Annotated in this window: 15 protein-coding genes; 5 read left to right on the top strand and 10 right to left on the bottom strand. The window is 59.8% G+C overall.

Going from position 1 to position 17,544, the window contains the following annotated elements:
• Positions 1-199: 199 nt before the first annotated feature.
• The 9 genes from AC0J41_RS07525 to ppsA all read right to left on the bottom strand — a co-directional run bounded on the left by AC0J41_RS07525 (position 200) and on the right by ppsA (position 9,856).
• The gene (locus AC0J41_RS07525; RefSeq protein WP_473015028.1) at positions 200-1,219 is read right to left on the bottom strand and encodes a quinone-dependent dihydroorotate dehydrogenase; all 1,020 of its coding nucleotides are present in this window, start codon (positions 1,217-1,219) and stop codon (positions 200-202) included.
• Positions 1,220-1,596: 377 nt separating this feature from the next.
• Entirely contained in the window at positions 1,597-2,646 is a 1,050-nt protein-coding gene (locus AC0J41_RS07520) for an OmpA family protein (RefSeq protein ID WP_473015027.1), read from the bottom strand.
• 107 nt (positions 2,647-2,753) lie between these two features.
• The gene (gene sigX, locus AC0J41_RS07515; RefSeq protein WP_011333251.1) at positions 2,754-3,344 is read right to left on the bottom strand and encodes an RNA polymerase sigma factor SigX; all 591 of its coding nucleotides are present in this window, start codon (positions 3,342-3,344) and stop codon (positions 2,754-2,756) included.
• Positions 3,345-3,431: 87 nt separating this feature from the next.
• Positions 3,432-4,256: a mechanosensitive ion channel family protein gene (locus AC0J41_RS07510; RefSeq protein WP_007916401.1), complete on the bottom strand. Its 825-nt coding sequence runs from the start codon at positions 4,254-4,256 to the stop codon at positions 3,432-3,434.
• 2 nt (positions 4,257-4,258) lie between these two features.
• On the bottom strand, positions 4,259-4,507 hold the full coding sequence (locus AC0J41_RS07505) for a hypothetical protein (RefSeq protein WP_003223293.1): 249 nt from the start codon (positions 4,505-4,507) through the stop codon (positions 4,259-4,261).
• A gap of 63 nt (positions 4,508-4,570) precedes the next feature.
• Complete coding sequence (locus AC0J41_RS07500; protein ID WP_025110332.1) at positions 4,571-5,566, bottom strand: zinc transporter ZntB; 996 nt, start codon at positions 5,564-5,566, stop codon at positions 4,571-4,573.
• A 22-nt stretch (positions 5,567-5,588) separates the two neighbouring features.
• A complete protein-coding gene (gene rraA, locus AC0J41_RS07495; protein ID WP_025110331.1) occupies positions 5,589-6,080 on the bottom strand; it encodes a ribonuclease E activity regulator RraA in 492 nt (163 codons plus the stop codon).
• A gap of 225 nt (positions 6,081-6,305) precedes the next feature.
• Positions 6,306-7,295 carry an alpha/beta fold hydrolase gene (locus AC0J41_RS07490; protein WP_473015026.1) on the bottom strand — a complete coding sequence of 330 codons (990 nt, stop codon included), beginning with the start codon at positions 7,293-7,295 and terminating at the stop codon, positions 6,306-6,308.
• A gap of 185 nt (positions 7,296-7,480) precedes the next feature.
• Positions 7,481-9,856 (bottom strand): phosphoenolpyruvate synthase, encoded by a 2,376-nt coding sequence (gene ppsA / locus AC0J41_RS07485; RefSeq protein WP_025110329.1) that lies wholly within the window; start codon positions 9,854-9,856, stop codon positions 7,481-7,483.
• Positions 9,857-10,030: 174 nt separating this feature from the next.
• Here ppsA and ppsR point away from each other — a divergent pair, with 174 nt between their 5' ends.
• Entirely contained in the window at positions 10,031-10,849 is an 819-nt protein-coding gene (ppsR, locus tag AC0J41_RS07480) for a posphoenolpyruvate synthetase regulatory kinase/phosphorylase PpsR (RefSeq protein WP_025110328.1), read from the top strand.
• A gap of 112 nt (positions 10,850-10,961) precedes the next feature.
• Here the strand turns inward: ppsR and AC0J41_RS07475 are convergent, their stop codons facing one another.
• Positions 10,962-12,371, bottom strand: coding sequence for an aminotransferase-like domain-containing protein (locus tag AC0J41_RS07475; protein ID WP_473015025.1), 1,410 nt, complete (start codon positions 12,369-12,371; stop codon positions 10,962-10,964).
• A 91-nt stretch (positions 12,372-12,462) separates the two neighbouring features.
• Here AC0J41_RS07475 and AC0J41_RS07470 point away from each other — a divergent pair, with 91 nt between their 5' ends.
• The 4 genes from AC0J41_RS07470 to AC0J41_RS07455 all read left to right on the top strand — a co-directional run bounded on the left by AC0J41_RS07470 (position 12,463) and on the right by AC0J41_RS07455 (position 17,533).
• Entirely contained in the window at positions 12,463-13,383 is a 921-nt protein-coding gene (locus AC0J41_RS07470) for a DMT family transporter (protein WP_473015023.1), read from the top strand.
• Positions 13,384-13,440: 57 nt separating this feature from the next.
• Positions 13,441-14,169 (top strand): alanyl-tRNA editing protein, encoded by a 729-nt coding sequence (locus tag AC0J41_RS07465; RefSeq protein WP_473015022.1) that lies wholly within the window; start codon positions 13,441-13,443, stop codon positions 14,167-14,169.
• 281 nt (positions 14,170-14,450) lie between these two features.
• Positions 14,451-16,196, top strand: coding sequence for an ABC transporter permease (locus AC0J41_RS07460; RefSeq protein ID WP_473015021.1), 1,746 nt, complete (start codon positions 14,451-14,453; stop codon positions 16,194-16,196).
• A 14-nt stretch (positions 16,197-16,210) separates the two neighbouring features.
• Complete coding sequence (locus AC0J41_RS07455; RefSeq protein ID WP_025110323.1) at positions 16,211-17,533, top strand: ABC transporter ATP-binding protein; 1,323 nt, start codon at positions 16,211-16,213, stop codon at positions 17,531-17,533.
• Positions 17,534-17,544: the final 11 nt, after the last annotated feature.

The raw sequence follows: 17,544 nt of genomic DNA, 5'->3' as shown, positions 1-17,544 counted from the left end.
ACTTACCATGCACGTCCTTCCCGGACGGCGGGCTGCGGCCCAGGGGCTCCTTCGAGGAGCCCTTTTTTATGCCTGCAAAATCACTTGAACTGCACACATAACCTGTGGGAGCGGGCTTGCTCGCGAAAGCGGTGCTTCTGTCAGCATCTTCGGTGACTGATACAGTGCTTTCGCGAGCAAGCCCGCTCCCACAAGGGGATCAGCGCAGGGCGGCGATCGCGTCAACGGATTCGCGAATCAACGCCGGGCCTTTGTAGATGAACCCGGAATAGATCTGTACCAGGCTCGCACCCGCCATGATCTTCTCGGCCGCGTGCTTGCCCTCGGTGATACCGCCAGCGGCAATGATCGGCAACCGACCACCCAGCTCAGCCGCCAACACCTTCACCGTGTGCGTGCTCTTCTCGCGTACCGGTGCGCCGGACAGACCGCCGGCCTCGTCACCATGTTCCATGCCTTCGACGCCCACGCGGCTCAGGGTGGTGTTGGTGGCGATCACCGCGTCCATACCGGTCTCAATCAACGCCTGAGCCACTTGCGCGGTCTCTTCGTCGGTCATGTCCGGGGCTATCTTGATCGCCAGCGGAACATGTTTGCCGTGACGCAGGGCCAGTTCGGCGCGGCGCGTGGCCAGGTCCGCCAACAACTGCTTGAGCGAATCACCGAACTGCAGACTGCGCAGGCCCGGGGTGTTCGGCGAGCTGACGTTGACGGTGATGTAGCTGGCGTGGGCGTAAACCTTGTCCAGGCAGATCAGGTAGTCATCCACTGCACGCTCGACCGGGGTGTCGAAATTCTTGCCGATATTGATCCCCAGCACGCCCTTGTATTTGGCCGCCGCGACCCGCGCCAGCAGGTTATCGACACCGAGGTTGTTGAAGCCCATGCGGTTGATGATCGCCTCGGCTTCCGGCAGGCGGAAGATCCGTGGCTTCGGGTTGCCCGGCTGCGGACGCGGGGTCACGGTGCCGATCTCGACAAAACCGAAACCCAGTTGCGAAAAGCCGTCGATGGCCGCGCCGTTCTTGTCCAGACCGGCCGCCAGACCCACCGGGTTCGGAAAATCCAGACCCATGACGGTCAGCGGCACGTTCGCAGGCTTCTTGCACAGCATGCCGTTGAGGCCCAAACGCCCACCCGCGCCGATCAGATCCAGCGACAGATCGTGGGAGGTTTCCGGGGAAAGTTTGAACAACAGCTGACGGGCCAGGGTGTACATGGGCGGCGATGACTCGGGCGGCGAAAAGAGGCGGCGATTATAGCCGGGCAACGCCCCTCGGCGCGAGGCACACAGGCAAATCAGCCCGACTGGCATATGGCGGCCTGCAGGCACGGACAATGGGGTCGTCAGCGGTTTGGTCTGGGCAAAGCCCGGGAAGGTCGCCCGCAGCCCGTACGGGCTGATTTACGCCGTGCATCTGGGCACCGGCGGCTTAGCCCTCCCCCCCCAGCGACATGGCAGTGCTAATGAGGCTGAACCCAGGACGGGTGTGCAGTCTGTCGGCCATTGTGTGGGCGTAAATATTTGCGCTTCACCAAATCGCAGGCAAAGAAAAGCCCGGCCTGAGCCGGGCTTTTCTCAAAGCGGCGAGCTAATTACTTAGCTTGAGCTTCAACCTGCGCTTCTACGCGACGGTTAACAGCGCGACCAGCTTCAGTTTTGTTGTCAGCAACTGGGCGGGATTCGCCGTAGCCGATCGACTGAACGCGGGACGACTCAACACCGTACTGCTGGGTCAGAACTTGCTTAACGGCGTTTGCACGACGCTCAGACAGTTTCTGGTTGTAAGCGTCAGGACCGACGGAGTCAGTGTGACCTTCAACAGTGGTGTGAGTGGCTGGGTACTGCTTCATGAAGTCAGCCAGGTTCTTGATGTCAGCGTAGCTGTTTGGCTTGACGACCGACTTGTCGAAGTCGAATTTCACGTCCAGCTCTACACGAACAACTTCAGCAACTGCTGGGCAGCCATCAGCGTCAACAGTTACGTTGGCTGGGGTGTCCGGGCACTTGTCAACGTTGTCGCAAACGCCATCGTTGTCGCTGTCGGAGCAGACTTCAGCTGGAGCTGGAACTGGAGCAGCAGCTGGCTTGCCGCCGCCACCGAAGTTCACACCCAGGCCAACAACTGGAGCGTAGTTCCAGCGACCGTTGTCCAGTTTGTAGTCAGCATCTACACCAGCGCGGGCGTAGAAGTTTTCAGCGAAGTAGTACTTAACGCCAGCGCCAGCAGTCAGGTAGGTCGACTGGTCGCGACCGGTGTGGCCGTCAGCAGCTACGTTGGTCAGGCTGCCATGCTTCACACCACCAGAAACGTAAGGACGCAGAGCGTCGCCAGCGTTGTTGAAGTGGTATTGAGCGTTCAGACCGAAGTTGTCGCCGTGCAGTTTCTGGCTGCCGGTGCCGTCGTTCGAACGGGTGTGGTTGTTCTTGTCGTAGGTCAAGTTCAACGATACGTCGTCGGTCAAGAAGTAACCGATAGAGGCGCCTGGGTTGAAGCCGTCTTCGACGTGGTTAACGCTGTCGTTGTACTGCTTCTTGTAGAACAGTTCGCCTTCAACTGCGCCTTGGCCTTGTGCCAGTGCGCCGAACGAAGTAGCGGCAATCAAAGAACCAATGGCCAAGCCCAAGGTGTTTTTCAGTTTCATCCGTTAAATCCCCATCTGGTGATTGTGAAGCAGTCCCGCAAACCGGGGGACAACTCGGCGGCAAGTCTATCAGAACTTGCCTACACGTAAGAGATATTTGCGCTGAACTAAGTTTCAGCAATGCCTGCAAATTTCTCACGCAATTTGTCTAGAGCACGTTTGTACCGCATTTTTGTCGCACTCAAACCCATGTGCATGATGTCTGCGATCTCCTGAAACTCCAGCTCTGCGACAAATCGTAGCACCAGAATTTCACGGTCAATCGGGTTCACATACACCAGCCAGCGATCGAGTCCGCCCTTCTCCTCGGGTTTCGGCGCCTTTTCTTCCGACGCTTCTTCCAGGGGGTCCAGACTCAAGGCGTCCATCAAGCGACGCTTTCGCCGTTCCTTCCGATACTGCGTGATGCATTCGTTGTAAGTGATGCTGTACAGCCACGTTTTGAACTTCGATTTCCCCTCGAAGTTCTTCAGGCCGTACAGCACCTTCAGCATCACTTCCTGACAGACATCGTCTGCGTCGCGATCGTTCCCAAGATATCTCGCACAAACGTTAAATAATGTTCGCTGGTAACGCCGCATCAGCTCTTCATAGGCGCGCGTCACGTGAAACAGCTCGGTATGCGAGCGCGCGACCAACTCCTCATCAGAGAGCTCACGGGGGTCATAGCGCGTGGATAGCGTTTGGGCTTTATTCAAAACAAGTCGTGCCGACAGTCAGGTCAATGTCCGCCGCTACCCTCTCAGGGCATTTTGCGGCGGCATACATTAGCAGGGTTTGCCGGGTTAGCGGCTACTCACATGCTGTTCCAGCAGGATCCGATTGGAAAGTGAGACTAGCTCACCCTCATCGGTCAGCAATGTGGTTTTAACCGTGCCGATCTCTTCGATCTGGCCTTCGACCTCACCAACACGCACTTGTTGCCCAACCTGATACAACTCACGCACATAGATTCCCGCAAGAATCTGACCGGCAATTTCCCGGCTTCCCAAACCCATGGCCAGCGCAACGGCCAGACCAACGGTAATCAAAACGATGACGATCACATGGTTCAACAGGTCGGTTTTGACCTCAAGCTGACTGATCGCCACCGAGATACTGATGATGATCACCAGCCCTTGAGCAATTCGACCCAAACCCGAAGCGTAGTCCAGCCCTACGCCTTCTGCCGCACCGCGCACCAGTCCGTTGGCCAGTTGGGCAAGCAAAACACCCACCAACAGCACCAGCGCGGCGCCGAAAACTTTCGGCAAATACAACGCCAGCATGTCCAGCGTAGCTGAAACTCGCTCAAGTCCAAGGGACTCTGCTGCAGAAACCAGGAAAATCAGCAGAACGAACCAGTAGACGATTTTACCGATCAGGGTCGAGATCGGCACTTGCAGCCCGGCCCGCGACATCAATTTGGTCAACCCGGTGCCGCCCATCAGGCGATCGAGGCCCAGCTTGGCGAGCAACTTGGACAGCAAGGTATCGAGCAGCTTGGCCACCACGAAGCCCAACAGCAGCACCACCAGTGCGCCGAACAGGTTCGGGATAAAGTTGGCGACTTTGGTCCACAACGCAGTCATTGCAGTGACGAGGCTCTGAGTCCAGAGATCAAGTTCCATATTCAATCAGCCTTATCAGCAGTGCGAGCGGTAGTTTTACGAAGACGGGAAACCGGCGAAACGTGGGCCGAGCCGTTATTCAGGGCGATCATCAGCGCGGGCAGCCAGCGGCCCAGCAGGCTGAACAGATCACCGGCGCCGACCTGGCGGTTGGCGGTTTTGAGTACGCGACCCAGGCAGGCATCGTCGTCGCGGCTGGACGGCGAGGCGTTGAGCATGTCGCGCAAAGACTGTTCAAACGGATCGTGCATACGCACCTCTCGTGATGTCTGTGAAAGACGCGGGCAAATTTGGTCGGGTCACATGCTGCATTTTCATACCCAGCGCAAACGGCGGAATAACCACCATTGACCAAAGGCCATGGCCAACACCGTCAGACAGGCAATGAGGAAACCATAAGGGCTGCTCGAGAACGGAATTCCGCCCACGTTGATGCCCAACAGACCGGTGAGAAAACTCATCGGCAAAAAGATGCAGGTGATGATGCCGAAACGGTACATCGTGCGATTCATGCGCACGTTCAAACGCCGGTCTTCGGCCTCCAGCACAAGCCCCATGCGCTCTCGAGTCAATTCGAGCTCTTCGAGATAGCGGGTCAGGCTGTTGTTCAATTCGTTCCAGTAGTCGGCGTCATCGTCGACAAACCACGGCAGTTTTATCCGCGTCAGCTGTCCGAAAATATCCCGCTGCGGCGCCAGGAAACGCTTCAGTCCGGCAGCCCGGCGACGGATGTGCAAAATCGAGCCATGCTCGGGGGTATACCGTTCGTCGGCATCCAGTTTTTCTTCCTCTTCATCGACCAGTTCCGACAGGCACGTGACCAGATCCTGCACCTTGTTGGTGAGGAATTGCGCCAGATACAGGATCAGTTCGGAGGAGGTTTTCGGGCCTTTGCCCTCGCTCAACAGCGCCAGCAGTTCATCGGTGGCACGCAGCGGGCGCAGACGCAACGAGATCACGCGCTGGGCGGAGGCGAAAATCCGCACAGAGACCATGTCTTCCGGCTCGGCACCCGGGTTGAGGTTGACCCCGCGCAGAAACAGCAACAGCTCGGCATCCGGCAACGGCAACAGGCGCGGGCGGGTGTTTTCTTCCAGCAGCAGGTCGCAGCTGAATTCATTCAGGCCGCTGGATTTGCGCAGCCAGGTCTGGGTTTGCGGATGACTGCGATCCCAATGCAGCCACAGACTCTCATGAGCCTGCAGTTGCAGATCGTCGAGCTCAGTCCGGGCTATCGAACGCGCACCGCCTTTACCGTCCAGTACCAGGGCATGCACCAGCCCCCACTGCGCGTTTTCTTCCTCGAACATCCGCATCCCTTTGTCGAAAACTTTATTCAGGCATCTTCAGCGGGCTCGGCGAAACGATCACGCCGTTGTTGTCCGCATAAATGAATTGGCCTGGGTGGAACGTCACACCGGCAAACGTCACCGGCACGTTGAGGTCGCCGATACCGCGCTTTTCGGTCTTCATCGGATGGCTGGCCAGCGCCTGGACACCGAGATCGGTCTGAGCGATGACGTCGACGTCACGGATGCAACCGTAGATGACCATTCCTTCCCAGCCGTTTTTCGCCGCTTTCTCGGCGATCATGTCGCCCAGCAGCGCACGACGCAGCGAACCGCCGCCATCGACCACCAGCACTTTGCCGTTGCCCTTGAGTTCGGCCTGCTCTTTGACCAGCGAGTTGTCTTCGAAACATTTGATGGTCACGATTTCGCCGCCGAAGGAATCGCGGCCGCCGAAATTGCTGAACATCGGTTCCAGCACCTGCACCAGCTCCGGATAGGCGTCGCACAGGTCAGGCGTGAGGTAATGGTTCATCGAAAAACTCCTGTAACAAGGAAGACGATCAAGGATGTCGCACTCTGTTGAAACGAGTCCCGGCGGTCGCTGTTTACCTTAGTTCATGCAATGGTCGCTGAACGAACCTGAACAAATGCTGAAACGTAATAGCTAAACAGCCACCAAATATGACCAGAATTGCACAATGCGTCATATCTTAGCCGCAAGCCGATACGAACGAAATGCCCTTTTCAGAGCCTGCGCTCAAACCGCCGCGGCCAGGTCCGGCTTCTCGCCCAGCAGCGGTGTGTGCTGATCCTGCAGCCAGCGCGCCACCAGCGGCCAGACCTCGGCCTGTGCTGCCTTGCTCACCAGCATCTCGACATGCCCGAAATTGTCGCTGAAGCCTTGTTCCCGCCCCAGATTGACGAACTGCTTGTGCTCGGAGCCGATCTGTTCGAACAGTTTGCGACAGGCCCACGCCGGATCCTGATGATCCCCCGCCGCCGTCACCGCCAGCACCGGCACTTGAACCTCGGCAAGCCCGGCCCACCAATCCTTGTCCTTGTCGCCAAAGCGGCCGAACAGGCCGTACCAGCGCATGCTTTCCAGCGCCAGCCCGATCGGTTCGTCTTCCGGGCCGCGCTTGAGGCGCGAGCCAGACAATTGCGCGAAACGCTTGAGAATGAAGCGCCCGCTCCACTCCACCGGCGGGATCTTCAGCGGCCAGTACGTGCGGCTGACCTGGGTGCCGAAAAACGCCGCCGAAGCCACCGCCGGTTCGCCTAAGTATTCACCGCCCAGCGCCGCCGCCAGGGTGATGCCGCCCAGCGAATGACCGATCCAGTGCGGCACCTGCCCGCTCTGCTCACGCACGAACGCGGCAATCGCCGGCAGATCGTATTTGGCGTAGTCGGCAACACGGTTCCTGCGGTATTCCTCGTTGCGCTGCGACAGACCATGGCCGCGCATCTCCGGAATCCACACATCAAAACCCAGTCGCGTCAGATACGCGCCAAGCCCGAGGCCTTTTGGCGAAAACCAGAAGCGTCGATTGGAAAAACTGCCGTGCAACAAAATCACCGGCACGCCACGGGGCGCCGTGTCGTCGGCCATGCCCAAACGGGTGACGGCGATCTCCACGGACCAGTCCGGGCTGTTGCCGGGTTTCAATCGATAAACGTCTTCGCTCAGATCACCGCGTCGTTCGGCGCTGATCAGGGCGACAGGAAACAGGTTGCTGCTGCTTTGCATAATGCTCTTGCACAAAAAAGGGCGGCATCTACAGGAGCCCGCCCTACTCAAATCTCAAAACCCGCCCCTTGCAGGAGTGAGCCTGCTCGCGAAAGCGGTACATCCGTCGACATCATTGTTGCCTGTCAGTCCGTCTTCGCGAGCAGGCTCGCTCCCACAGGGGGAGCGGGCCATTCACCTACTTATCAAGCCTGCGCCTGGCCTTCGGCGAGGAAGAACCAGGTTTCCAGTACGGAATCCGGGTTCAGCGACACGCTTTCAATGCCCTGCTCCATCAGCCACTTGGCCAGATCCGGGTGATCCGAAGGGCCCTGACCGCAGATGCCGATGTACTTGCCGGCCTTGTTGCACGCGGCAATGGCGTTCGCCAGCAGCTTCTTGACCGCCGGGTTACGCTCGTCGAACAGGTGCGCGATGATGCCCGAATCGCGGTCCAGACCCAACGTCAGTTGAGTCAGGTCGTTGGAACCGATCGAGAAACCGTCGAAGAATTCGAGGAACTCTTCAGCGAGAATCGCGTTGGATGGCAGTTCGCACATCATGATGATGCGCAGACCGTTTTCGCCGCGAGCCAGACCGTTTTCGGCGAGCAGATCGATGACCTGGCTGGCCTCGCCCAAGGTGCGCACGAACGGCACCATGATTTCGACGTTGGTCAGGCCCATCTCGTTGCGCACACGCTTCAGCGCGCGGCACTCGAGTTCGAAGCAGTCGCGGAACGATTCGCTGATGTAACGCGAAGCGCCACGGAAGCCCAGCATCGGGTTTTCTTCTTCCGGCTCGTAGAGCTTGCCGCCGATCAGGTTGGCGTATTCGTTGGACTTGAAGTCCGACAGGCGCACGATGACCTTCTTCGGCGTGAACGCCGCAGCCAGAGTGCTGATGCCTTCCACCAGTTTGTCGACGTAGAAGTCGACCGGATCGCTGTAACCGGCGATGCGCTTGTCGACGCTGTCCTTGATTTCCTGCGGCAGGCCGTCGTAGTTCAACAGCGCTTTGGGGTGTACACCGATCATGCGGTTGATGATGAACTCCAGACGGGCCAGGCCCACACCGGCGTTCGGCAGCTGTGCGAAATCGAAGGCGCGGTCCGGGTTGCCGACGTTCATCATGATCTTGAACGGCAATTCCGGCATGGCGTCCACGGAGTTCTTCTTGACGTCGAAGCCCAATTCGCCTTCGAAGATGTAACCGGTGTCGCCTTCGGCGCAGGATACGGTCACGCCCTGGCCATCTTTCAGCAATTGGGTGGCGTTGCCGCAACCCACAACCGCTGGAATGCCCAGTTCACGGGCGATGATCGCCGCGTGGCAGGTACGCCCGCCACGGTTGGTGACGATGGCGCTGGCGCGTTTCATCACCGGCTCCCAGTCCGGGTCGGTCATGTCGGACACCAGCACGTCGCCCGGCTGGACTTTGTCCATCTCGGACACGTCCTTGATGATCCGCACTTTACCGGCGCCGATGCGCTGGCCGATCGCGCGACCTTCCACCAGCACGGTACCGGTTTCTTTGAGCAGGTAACGTTCCATGACGTTGGCCTGGGTGCGGCTCTTCACGGTTTCCGGACGGGCCTGCACGATGTACAGCTTGCCGTCGTCACCATCCTTCGCCCATTCGATGTCCATCGGGCAGCCATAGTGCTTCTCGATGATCATCGCCTGCTTGGCCAGCTCGCTGACTTCGGCGTCGGTCAGGCAGAAACGCGCGCGCTCGGCCTTGTCGACATCGACGGTCTTGACCGAACGGCCGGCCTTGGCCTCGTCACCGTAGATCATCTTGATCGCTTTACTGCCCAGGTTGCGCCGCAGAATGGCCGGGCGGCCAGCTTCCAGGGTGCCTTTGTGTACGTAAAATTCGTCCGGGTTGACCGCGCCTTGTACGACGGTTTCGCCCAGGCCGTAGGCGCCGGTGATGAACACCACGTCACGGAAACCGGATTCGGTATCGAGGGTGAACATTACGCCGGCGGTGCCGGTTTCCGAACGCACCATGCGCTGCACGCCAGCCGACAGGGCGACCAGTTTGTGGTCAAAGCCCTGGTGCACGCGGTAGGAAATCGCACGGTCGTTGAACAGCGAGGCGAATACCTCTTTGGCGGCGCGGATAACGTTTTCCACACCACGGATGTTCAGGAAGGTTTCCTGCTGACCGGCAAACGAGGCGTCCGGCAAGTCTTCGGCGGTTGCCGAGGAACGCACGGCCACGGCCACGTCAGGGTTGCCGGCCGACAGCGCGGCGAACGCGGTGCGGATCTCGGCATTCAGTTTTTCAGGGAATTCGGCTTCCATGATCCATTGACGGATCTGCGCGCCGGTCTTGGCCAGCGCGTTGACGTCATCGACGTCCAGGGCGTCGAGAGCCTTGTGGATCTGCTCGTTGAGGCCGCTCAGTTCGAGAAAGTCGCGATAGGCCTGCGCGGTGGTGGCGAAACCGCCGGGGACCGACACACCGGCACCCGCCAGGTTGCTGATCATCTCGCCCAGGGATGCGTTCTTGCCCCCCACATGCTCAACATCGTGTTTGCCGAGCTTATCGAGGGAAACTACGTACTCTACCAAGGTGATCTCTCCACTAACTGTGTTGGAAAAGCTCAGAAACCGGCAGCTCGGGGGAGCGTTGGCCGGCTGTATGGCCTGGACCTGGAAAATAAGTGAGAATGCGGGCCAATGGCGGCCGGCAAATCGCGCCTATCATATCCAAGAATGCTCATTAGCTTAAGGCCCAAGGTGCAAATGAAACGATCTGCTTTCTTTATCTCCGATGGCACCGGCATTACCGCCGAAACCCTGGGTCAAAGCCTTCTGGCGCAGTTCGAAAACATTACCTTCACCAAGCTCACGCGGCCGTATATCGACAACGCGGACAAAGCGCGGGCCATGGTACAACAAATCAACAAAGCCGCTGAAACCGACGGCTTGCGCCCGATCATCTTCGACACCATCGTCAATCAGGACATCCGTGAGATTCTCGCAACCTCCAATGGTTTCATGATCGACATTTTCTCGACGTTCCTGGCCCCGCTCGAACAGGAACTGACCGAGCATTCTTCCTACACCGTCGGCAAGTCGCATTCGATCGGGCACAACTCCAATTACATGGAGCGCATCGAGGCGGTGAACTTCGCCCTCGACAACGACGACGGCGCGCGCACCCACTATTACGACAAGGCCGATCTGATACTAGTGGGCGTGTCGCGATGTGGTAAGACGCCGACGTGCCTGTACATGGCGATGCAGTTCGGCATCCGCGCGGCCAATTACCCGCTGACCGAAGATGACATGGAGCGCCTGACCCTGCCGACCGCCCTGCGCGCTCATCAACACAAACTGTTCGGCCTGACCATCGACCCGGACCGCCTCACCGCGATCCGCAACGAGCGCAAGCCCAACAGCCGCTATTCGAGCTACGCCCAGTGCGAATTCGAAGTGCGCGAAGTGGAAAACCTGTTCCGCCGCGAGAACATTCCGCATATCAATTCCACGCATTTTTCGGTGGAGGAGATTTCGGCGAAGATTCTGGTGGAGAAAGGCGTGGAGCGGCGTTTCAAATAATTTTGTGGCGTGTTCTGACGCCTTCGCGAGCAAGCCCGCTGCCACACTTTGATCGAGTTCCTCGCGTTGGAATGCGATCGAATGTGAGAGCGGGCTTGCTCGCAAAGAACGATTACACGGTCTCTGTCAATGCCTTGGCCAAGGCCTCGAAACCTGCCTGCAACAACCGGTCATCCCCCACTGAATTGCACACACTCGCCCGAATGAACTGCGGCACCGCGCCATGCCCGACCGCAAAGGCCTCGGCGGTGCTCACCAGGTAATTGTTTTCCTTCAGCTCCGCAGCAATCTGCGATGCGCGCCACAGCACGGGCACCTCGATCCAGAAGTGCGGGCTATGGGCATCGGCCTTGTAGGTCAGCCCCTCCAGCAGCGGCGCGACCAGCGCCTTGCGCCGACCGATCTCGCCGATCTGTTCCTCCAGCAAGCGCTCGGCCATGCCGTTTTCGATCCAGCGGCTCGCCACTTCCATCGCCAACGGATTGGCCATCCAGCACGTGCCACGAATCGCCGAACTCAGGCGCCCGATCAGTGCTTGCGGCGCCTGCAGGTAACCGACCCGCAGGCCGGCTGAAACCGCCTTGCTCAGACTGCCGATCAACACCGAACGCTCAGCGGCGAAATGACTCAGCGGCAATGGCCGCTGACGGGCCAGCACCGCATGCGCGTCGTCTTCGAAAATCAACAGATTGTGCTGCCGGCAGATGTCGGCAATCGCCTCACGCCGCGGGACCGACATGACCGCCGCCGTAGGGTTCTGAATCGTCGGCGTGCAATACAACGCCGACACACGGTGCTGGCGGCAGACGTCGTCCAACGCCGACGGCAGCAGCCCTTGGTCATCCATCGCGACACCGATAAGCTTGATCCCCAATTGACGCGCAACGCCGATCAACCCGGGATAGGTCAGATGCTCGGTGACCACCGTGTCGCCGGCCTTGAGCAGGCCCATCAAGGCGCACAGCAAGCCATGCTGGCCGCCGTTGACGCACAACACCTGGTCGGCGTGCGGCCGAAACGCGCCATGGCTCAACCAGTGCGCCCCCGCCTGGCGATGCCGCAGCAAGCCGCTTTCGGCGGTGTAGCCGGTCAATTGCTGCACGCTGTACGAATCGCTGGCAAGGCTGTGCAAGGTCTGGCTCATGAACGCCGCTTCCTGCCCGGGAATCGGTTGATTACGGCTCATGTCGAAACAGGCGCGCGGCTCATCGCTGACATTGCGAAAGCCTTTGTCCTGCGGCCGCTCCATGCCGCGTTCACGCACGTAAGTGCCATCGCCAACACGCGCCACTACCCGCCCGACCCGCTCCAGCTCGCCATAGGCGCGACTGATGGTGCCGATGGTCACGCCCAGGCTGTCGGCCAACAACCGGTGCGGCGGCAACTTCGCTCCCGCGCCGATCACCCCTTCAGTAATGGCTTTTTCCGCCGCATCCGCCAGGCGCTTGTACTTCACGCCCACGCCATTGACGAGCCCGTCACGCAGGATTGACACCATGGCAATACTTACTTTGACAGTCATTGTCACCCCGAATAGCGTGCTTGAAACAGGTGCAATCAGGGATAACCCTTTTCACCCACCAGGTCAATTTCTCTGCTGTGGAGGACAAAGCATGTCGACTGCCATCGGCGCACCGTTGAACGTCAGCAAACCCTGGCTCGCCGGATTGCTCACCAGCACGCTGTTTCTGATTGTCTGTCTGAGCTGGGGCACCACCTGGCTGGGGATCAAGATTGCCGTGGAAAGCGTGCCGCCGCTGACAGCGGCGGGGCTGCGTTTTCTGATTGCCTTTCCGCTATTCCTGAGCTTCGCCGTGTTGCGCAAGGAGCCGCTGCTGTTCCCACGGCAGAGTCGCTGGTTTTTCGTGTTCGTCACGCTGTCGTATTTCAGTCTGCCGTACTACTTGCTCAACTACGGCGAACTACATGTTTCATCGGGGCTGACCGCGCTGCTGTTCAGTTGCATGCCGGTGTTTATCCTGATTTTTTCCGCGCTGTTTCTGCGCGAGAAAATCCTCCCCACGCAGATGCTCGGCATCGCCATCGGTTTCGCCAGTCTGTTCATGATCATTCGCAGCCAGGGCCTGCATCTGGACCAGGCCGAATGGCTCGGCGTGCTGGCGATTCTGTGCGCCGCGATCATGCATGCGCTGTGTTACGTGGTGACCAAGAAACACGGCAGCGCGATCAGCGTGATCACCTACAACACCCTGCCGATCGGCATCGCCGGGCTGATGTTATTCATTGTCGGACTCAACCTCGAAACACCGGTCTTCAAGGACATCACTGCACGCTCCTGGGGCGCCCTGCTCTACCTCGGACTGGTGGCGTCAGTGGGCGGCTTCATCGTGTATTTCGTCTTGCTCAAACGTTTGAGCCCGGTGCTGCTGTCGTTCGTGTTCATCATTTTTCCGGTGTTCGCCCTGCTCATCGGCGCCTGGTACGAAGGCACGCCAATCTCTCGGGACCTGATGTTGTATTCGACGATCCTGCTGGCCGGTTTCGCGATCACCAAACTGCCACTCAAACGCTGAACAGCGTGAGCACAAGGGCTCACACACAACACTCAACTTTGAACATTGGAGGTTCAAATGTCGGTACACACCATGGAAACCCTCAGCCTGTTTAACAGTGAACCCTACCGGCGGGCCTTTGGTGCTCGGGTAATCGCCGTGGTCGATCAGGCCGTCGTGCTGGAGCACACCCTGTTCTATCCCACCGGCGGCGGGCAGCCGGGTGACACGGGGTATTTCAGCCTGGTGGATGGCACCCGGATCGCGGTGACCGGCACCGTGCGCGATCCTCTGTTGCCGTCGATCATCTGGCATCAGGTGCAGGAGTGTCCGCCGCAGCTGTGCACTGGCGCACTGCTCAACGCCAGCCTCGACTGGCAGCGGCGTTATCAACACATGAAGATGCACACCTGTTTGCATCTGCTGGGCGCGCTTATCGATGCGCCGGTCACTGGCTGCAGCATCAGCGCCGACAAGGGTCGGCTGGATTTCGATCTGCCGGAGATGAGCCTCGACAAGGAGCGCATCACCCGCGATCTCAACGCACTGATCGAACGAGCCTGCCCGGTCAACGTGCTGACCCTGCCGGCTGCGGAGTACCCGGCCCTGCAGGAAAAGATCGGCAGCAAGAGCAGCAGGCCACCGGCGATCCAGGGCGATCTGCGCGTGATCGAAGTCGCGGGCATCGACCTGCAGCCCTGCGGCGGCACGCATGTGCTCAACACCCGGGAAATCGGCCGGGTGTATTGCGAAAAGATCGAGAAGAAAAGCCAGCACAACCGCCGGGTGACCCTGCGTTTTGCCTGAACTGCCAAGCATGGCGAGGATGAAAATTTCTTCACCCAAAACCGACGCGTTCTTTACGTCTTTGTAACATCTCAAACCCTACAATCCGCGCAAGCAGCGCATCCGGGCGAAAACCCCGATGCGCCCGCCCTCTCGGCCTGTCGAATTCAACAGGCCTGCATCACCCACCTCCCACTTGAACCTGAAGAACGAGCGCGCGCTCATTCTCGGTGGGGCGTGCAGACAGAAGCTACGCTCAGACTGCCGCGCCCCACTTGGAACCCGCTGGAATCACTGCTCTTATGAAGAAAGTGTTCCGTCACTACATCCCGGCCACGACCCGGCGCCTGCTGCCCAATCGCTGGGACTTGATCGCCATGCCGCTGGTGATCGGCTTTTTGCTGTTTTTCTCGATCACTGCCCGGGAAACCTGGGCGCCGATCGCCACCTTGCAGAGCGAGGTGATTTCCCTCGACCCGGCCAACCTGCCGGAATATGCCATGCGCACCACCCTGCGCATGCTCGCGGCGATGGTCGCGGCACTGATTTTTACCTTGCTCTACGGCACGTTGGCGGCGAAGAGTCGCCGCGCCGAAAAACTGCTGGTGCCAGTGCTGGACATCCTGCAATCAGTGCCGGTGCTGGGCTACATCTCGTTCACCGTGACCTTCTTTCTGCTGCTGTTTCCCGGCCGGGTACTGGGCGCAGAGTTCGCCGCGATCTTTGCCATTTTCACCAGCCAGGCATGGAACATGACCTTCAGCTTTTACCAGTCGCTGCGCATGCTGCCGCGCGATCTGCTGGAAGTCTCGACCAACCTGCAACTGTCCGGCTGGCAGCGATTCTGGAAACTCGACGTGCCTTTCGCCATTCCCGGGCTGGTGTGGAACATGATGATGAGCATGTCCGGCGGCTGGTTCTTCGTGGTCGCGTCCGAAGCAATCACCGTGGGCGATCAGACCATCACCCTGCCGGGCATCGGTTCATACCTGGCGCTGGCCATCGCGCAGCAGAACCTGCACGCGGTGGGTTATGTGATCCTGACGATGATCGTGGTGATCCTGATCTACGACCAGTTCCTGTTTCGCCCGCTGGTGGCCTGGGCCGACAAGTTCCGCATGGAGAACACCGCCTCGCAGACCGCCGCACCGGAGTCATGGGTACTGAATCTGATCCAGCGCACCCGGTTGATCCAGCGCCTGCTGCGCCCGTTCTCCCGCGTCATCAGCCGGCTGGGCAACATGCGCCTGAACCTGCCGCGCGCGACACGCCAGGCCATCGCGTCGGATAACCCGGCGACGTCGAAGATGATCGACTGGATCTGGGGCACGTTGATCGCGTTGCTGACTGCTTACGCGCTGTACCACATCGTGTTGTATGTCGGCACCGAAGTGACACTCGACGAGGTCGGTCACGTGTTCCTGCTGGGGGTCTTCACCCTGCTGCGGGTAGCCGGCCTGATCCTCATCGCCTCGCTGATCTGGGTGCCGCTGGGGGTGATGATCGGCCTGCGCCCGGCACTGGCGGAAAAGATCCAGCCACTGGCGCAATTTCTCGCGGCGTTTCCGGCGAACCTGCTGTTTCCGGTGTTCGTCATCGTGATCCTGCGCTACCAGTTGAACCCGGACATCTGGCTCAGCCCGCTGATCGTGCTCGGCACCCAGTGGTACATCCTGTTCAACGTGATCGCCGGGGCCAGCGCCTTCCCCAATGACTACAAAGAGGCCGCGACCAACTTCCGCATTCGCGGCTGGTTGTGGTGGCGCAAGGTCATGCTGCCAGGGATTTTTCCGTACTACGTGACCGGCGCCATTACCGCCTCGGGCGGCGCCTGGAACGCCAGCATCGTTTCCGAATTCGTCTCCTGGGGTCAGGACAAAGTCGTCGCCCACGGCCTCGGGGCCTACATCGCCCAGACCACGGCTGCCGGCGACTTTCCGAAAATCACCTTGGGCGTGGTGGTGATGGCGTTCTTCGTCGTGGCCTTCAATCGTCTGGTCTGGCGACCGATGTACGCCGTGGCCGAAAACAAACTCCGCCTGAACTGATGGGATTCGCTGCGATGAATACCTCTACCGAACAAACCGCCGCCAGCCCGCAAATCTACTCGCTCAGCGAGGTGAACCGGGTGTTTGGCAAAGGCAAGGAAGAACTGCAAGTGCTCAGCGGCGTGGACCTGACCCTGCTTGAAGGCGAGATCGTCGGCATGCTGGGGCGCTCGGGCTCGGGCAAATCCACTTTGCTGCGGATCATTGCCGGACTGATCGAGCCTTCGTCGGGCGACGTGCTGTACAACGGCAAACCGCTGCACGGCCCGGCTGAAGGCGTGGCCATGGTGTTCCAGACCTTTGCCCTGTTCCCGTGGCTGACCGTGCTGGAAAACGTCGAAGCCGGCCTGCAAGCCTTGCAGGTCGAGCGCAAGGCTGCGCGCAAACGCGCCCTGGCTGCCATCGACCTGATCGGCCTCGACGGTTTCGAAAACGCCTACCCGCGCGAGTTGTCCGGCGGCATGCGCCAGCGTGTGGGCTTCGCCCGTGCGCTGGTGGTCAATCCGACCCTGTTGCTGATGGACGAACCCTTCTCGGCATTGGACGTGCTGACCGCCGAGACCTTGAGAAATGATCTGCTGGACCTGTGGAGCGGCAAGCAACTGCCGATCAAATCGATCCTGATCGTGACCCACAACATCGAAGAAGCGGTGCTGATGTGCGACCGTATTCTGGTGCTGTCTTCCAACCCGGGACGGGTGGTGGCGGAAATCAAAGTACCGTTCGCCCATCCACGCAACCGCCTGGATCCGGCCTTCCGGCAGATGGTCGATGATATCTACGCGCAGATGACTGACCGGCGCAGCGCGGACGCCAGCGCCGGCAAGCCCGAGCTGAAAATGAGCAGCCCGCTGCCGGAAGTCTCGACCAACCTGATGGCCGGCCTGATCGAAACCCTTGCCGCCGAGCCCTACAACGGCCACGCCGGCCTGCCTACCGTGGCCGAGCGACGCTTGCTGGAAGTGGACGATCTGTTTCCGGTGGCCGAGATACTCGAACACCTCGGTTTCGCCGAGCTCAAGGGCGCCGACATCACCCTGACCGATGCCGGCAAACTGTTCGCCGACTACGGCACCCAGGAGCGCAAAACCCTGTTCGCCGAGCACCTGATCCGCAATGTGCCGCTGGCCGCACGCATCCGCCAGGTGTTGCTGGAGCGCAACGGTCACCGCGCACCGCGGGTGCGTTTCGAGCAGGAGCTGGAGGACTCGCTGACCGAAGCGTTCGTCGAGAAAACCCTGGAAGTGGTGGTGGCCTGGGGTCGTTATGCGGAGATTTTTTCCTACGATGACCACACCGAAACGTTCAGCCTGGAGGATGTCGAGGGCAGCCTCTAGCCCGCGACACG

Source organism: Pseudomonas sp. Arb-4-2C (assembly GCF_055755015.1).
This window is presented reverse-complemented; position numbering and strand designations above follow the sequence as displayed.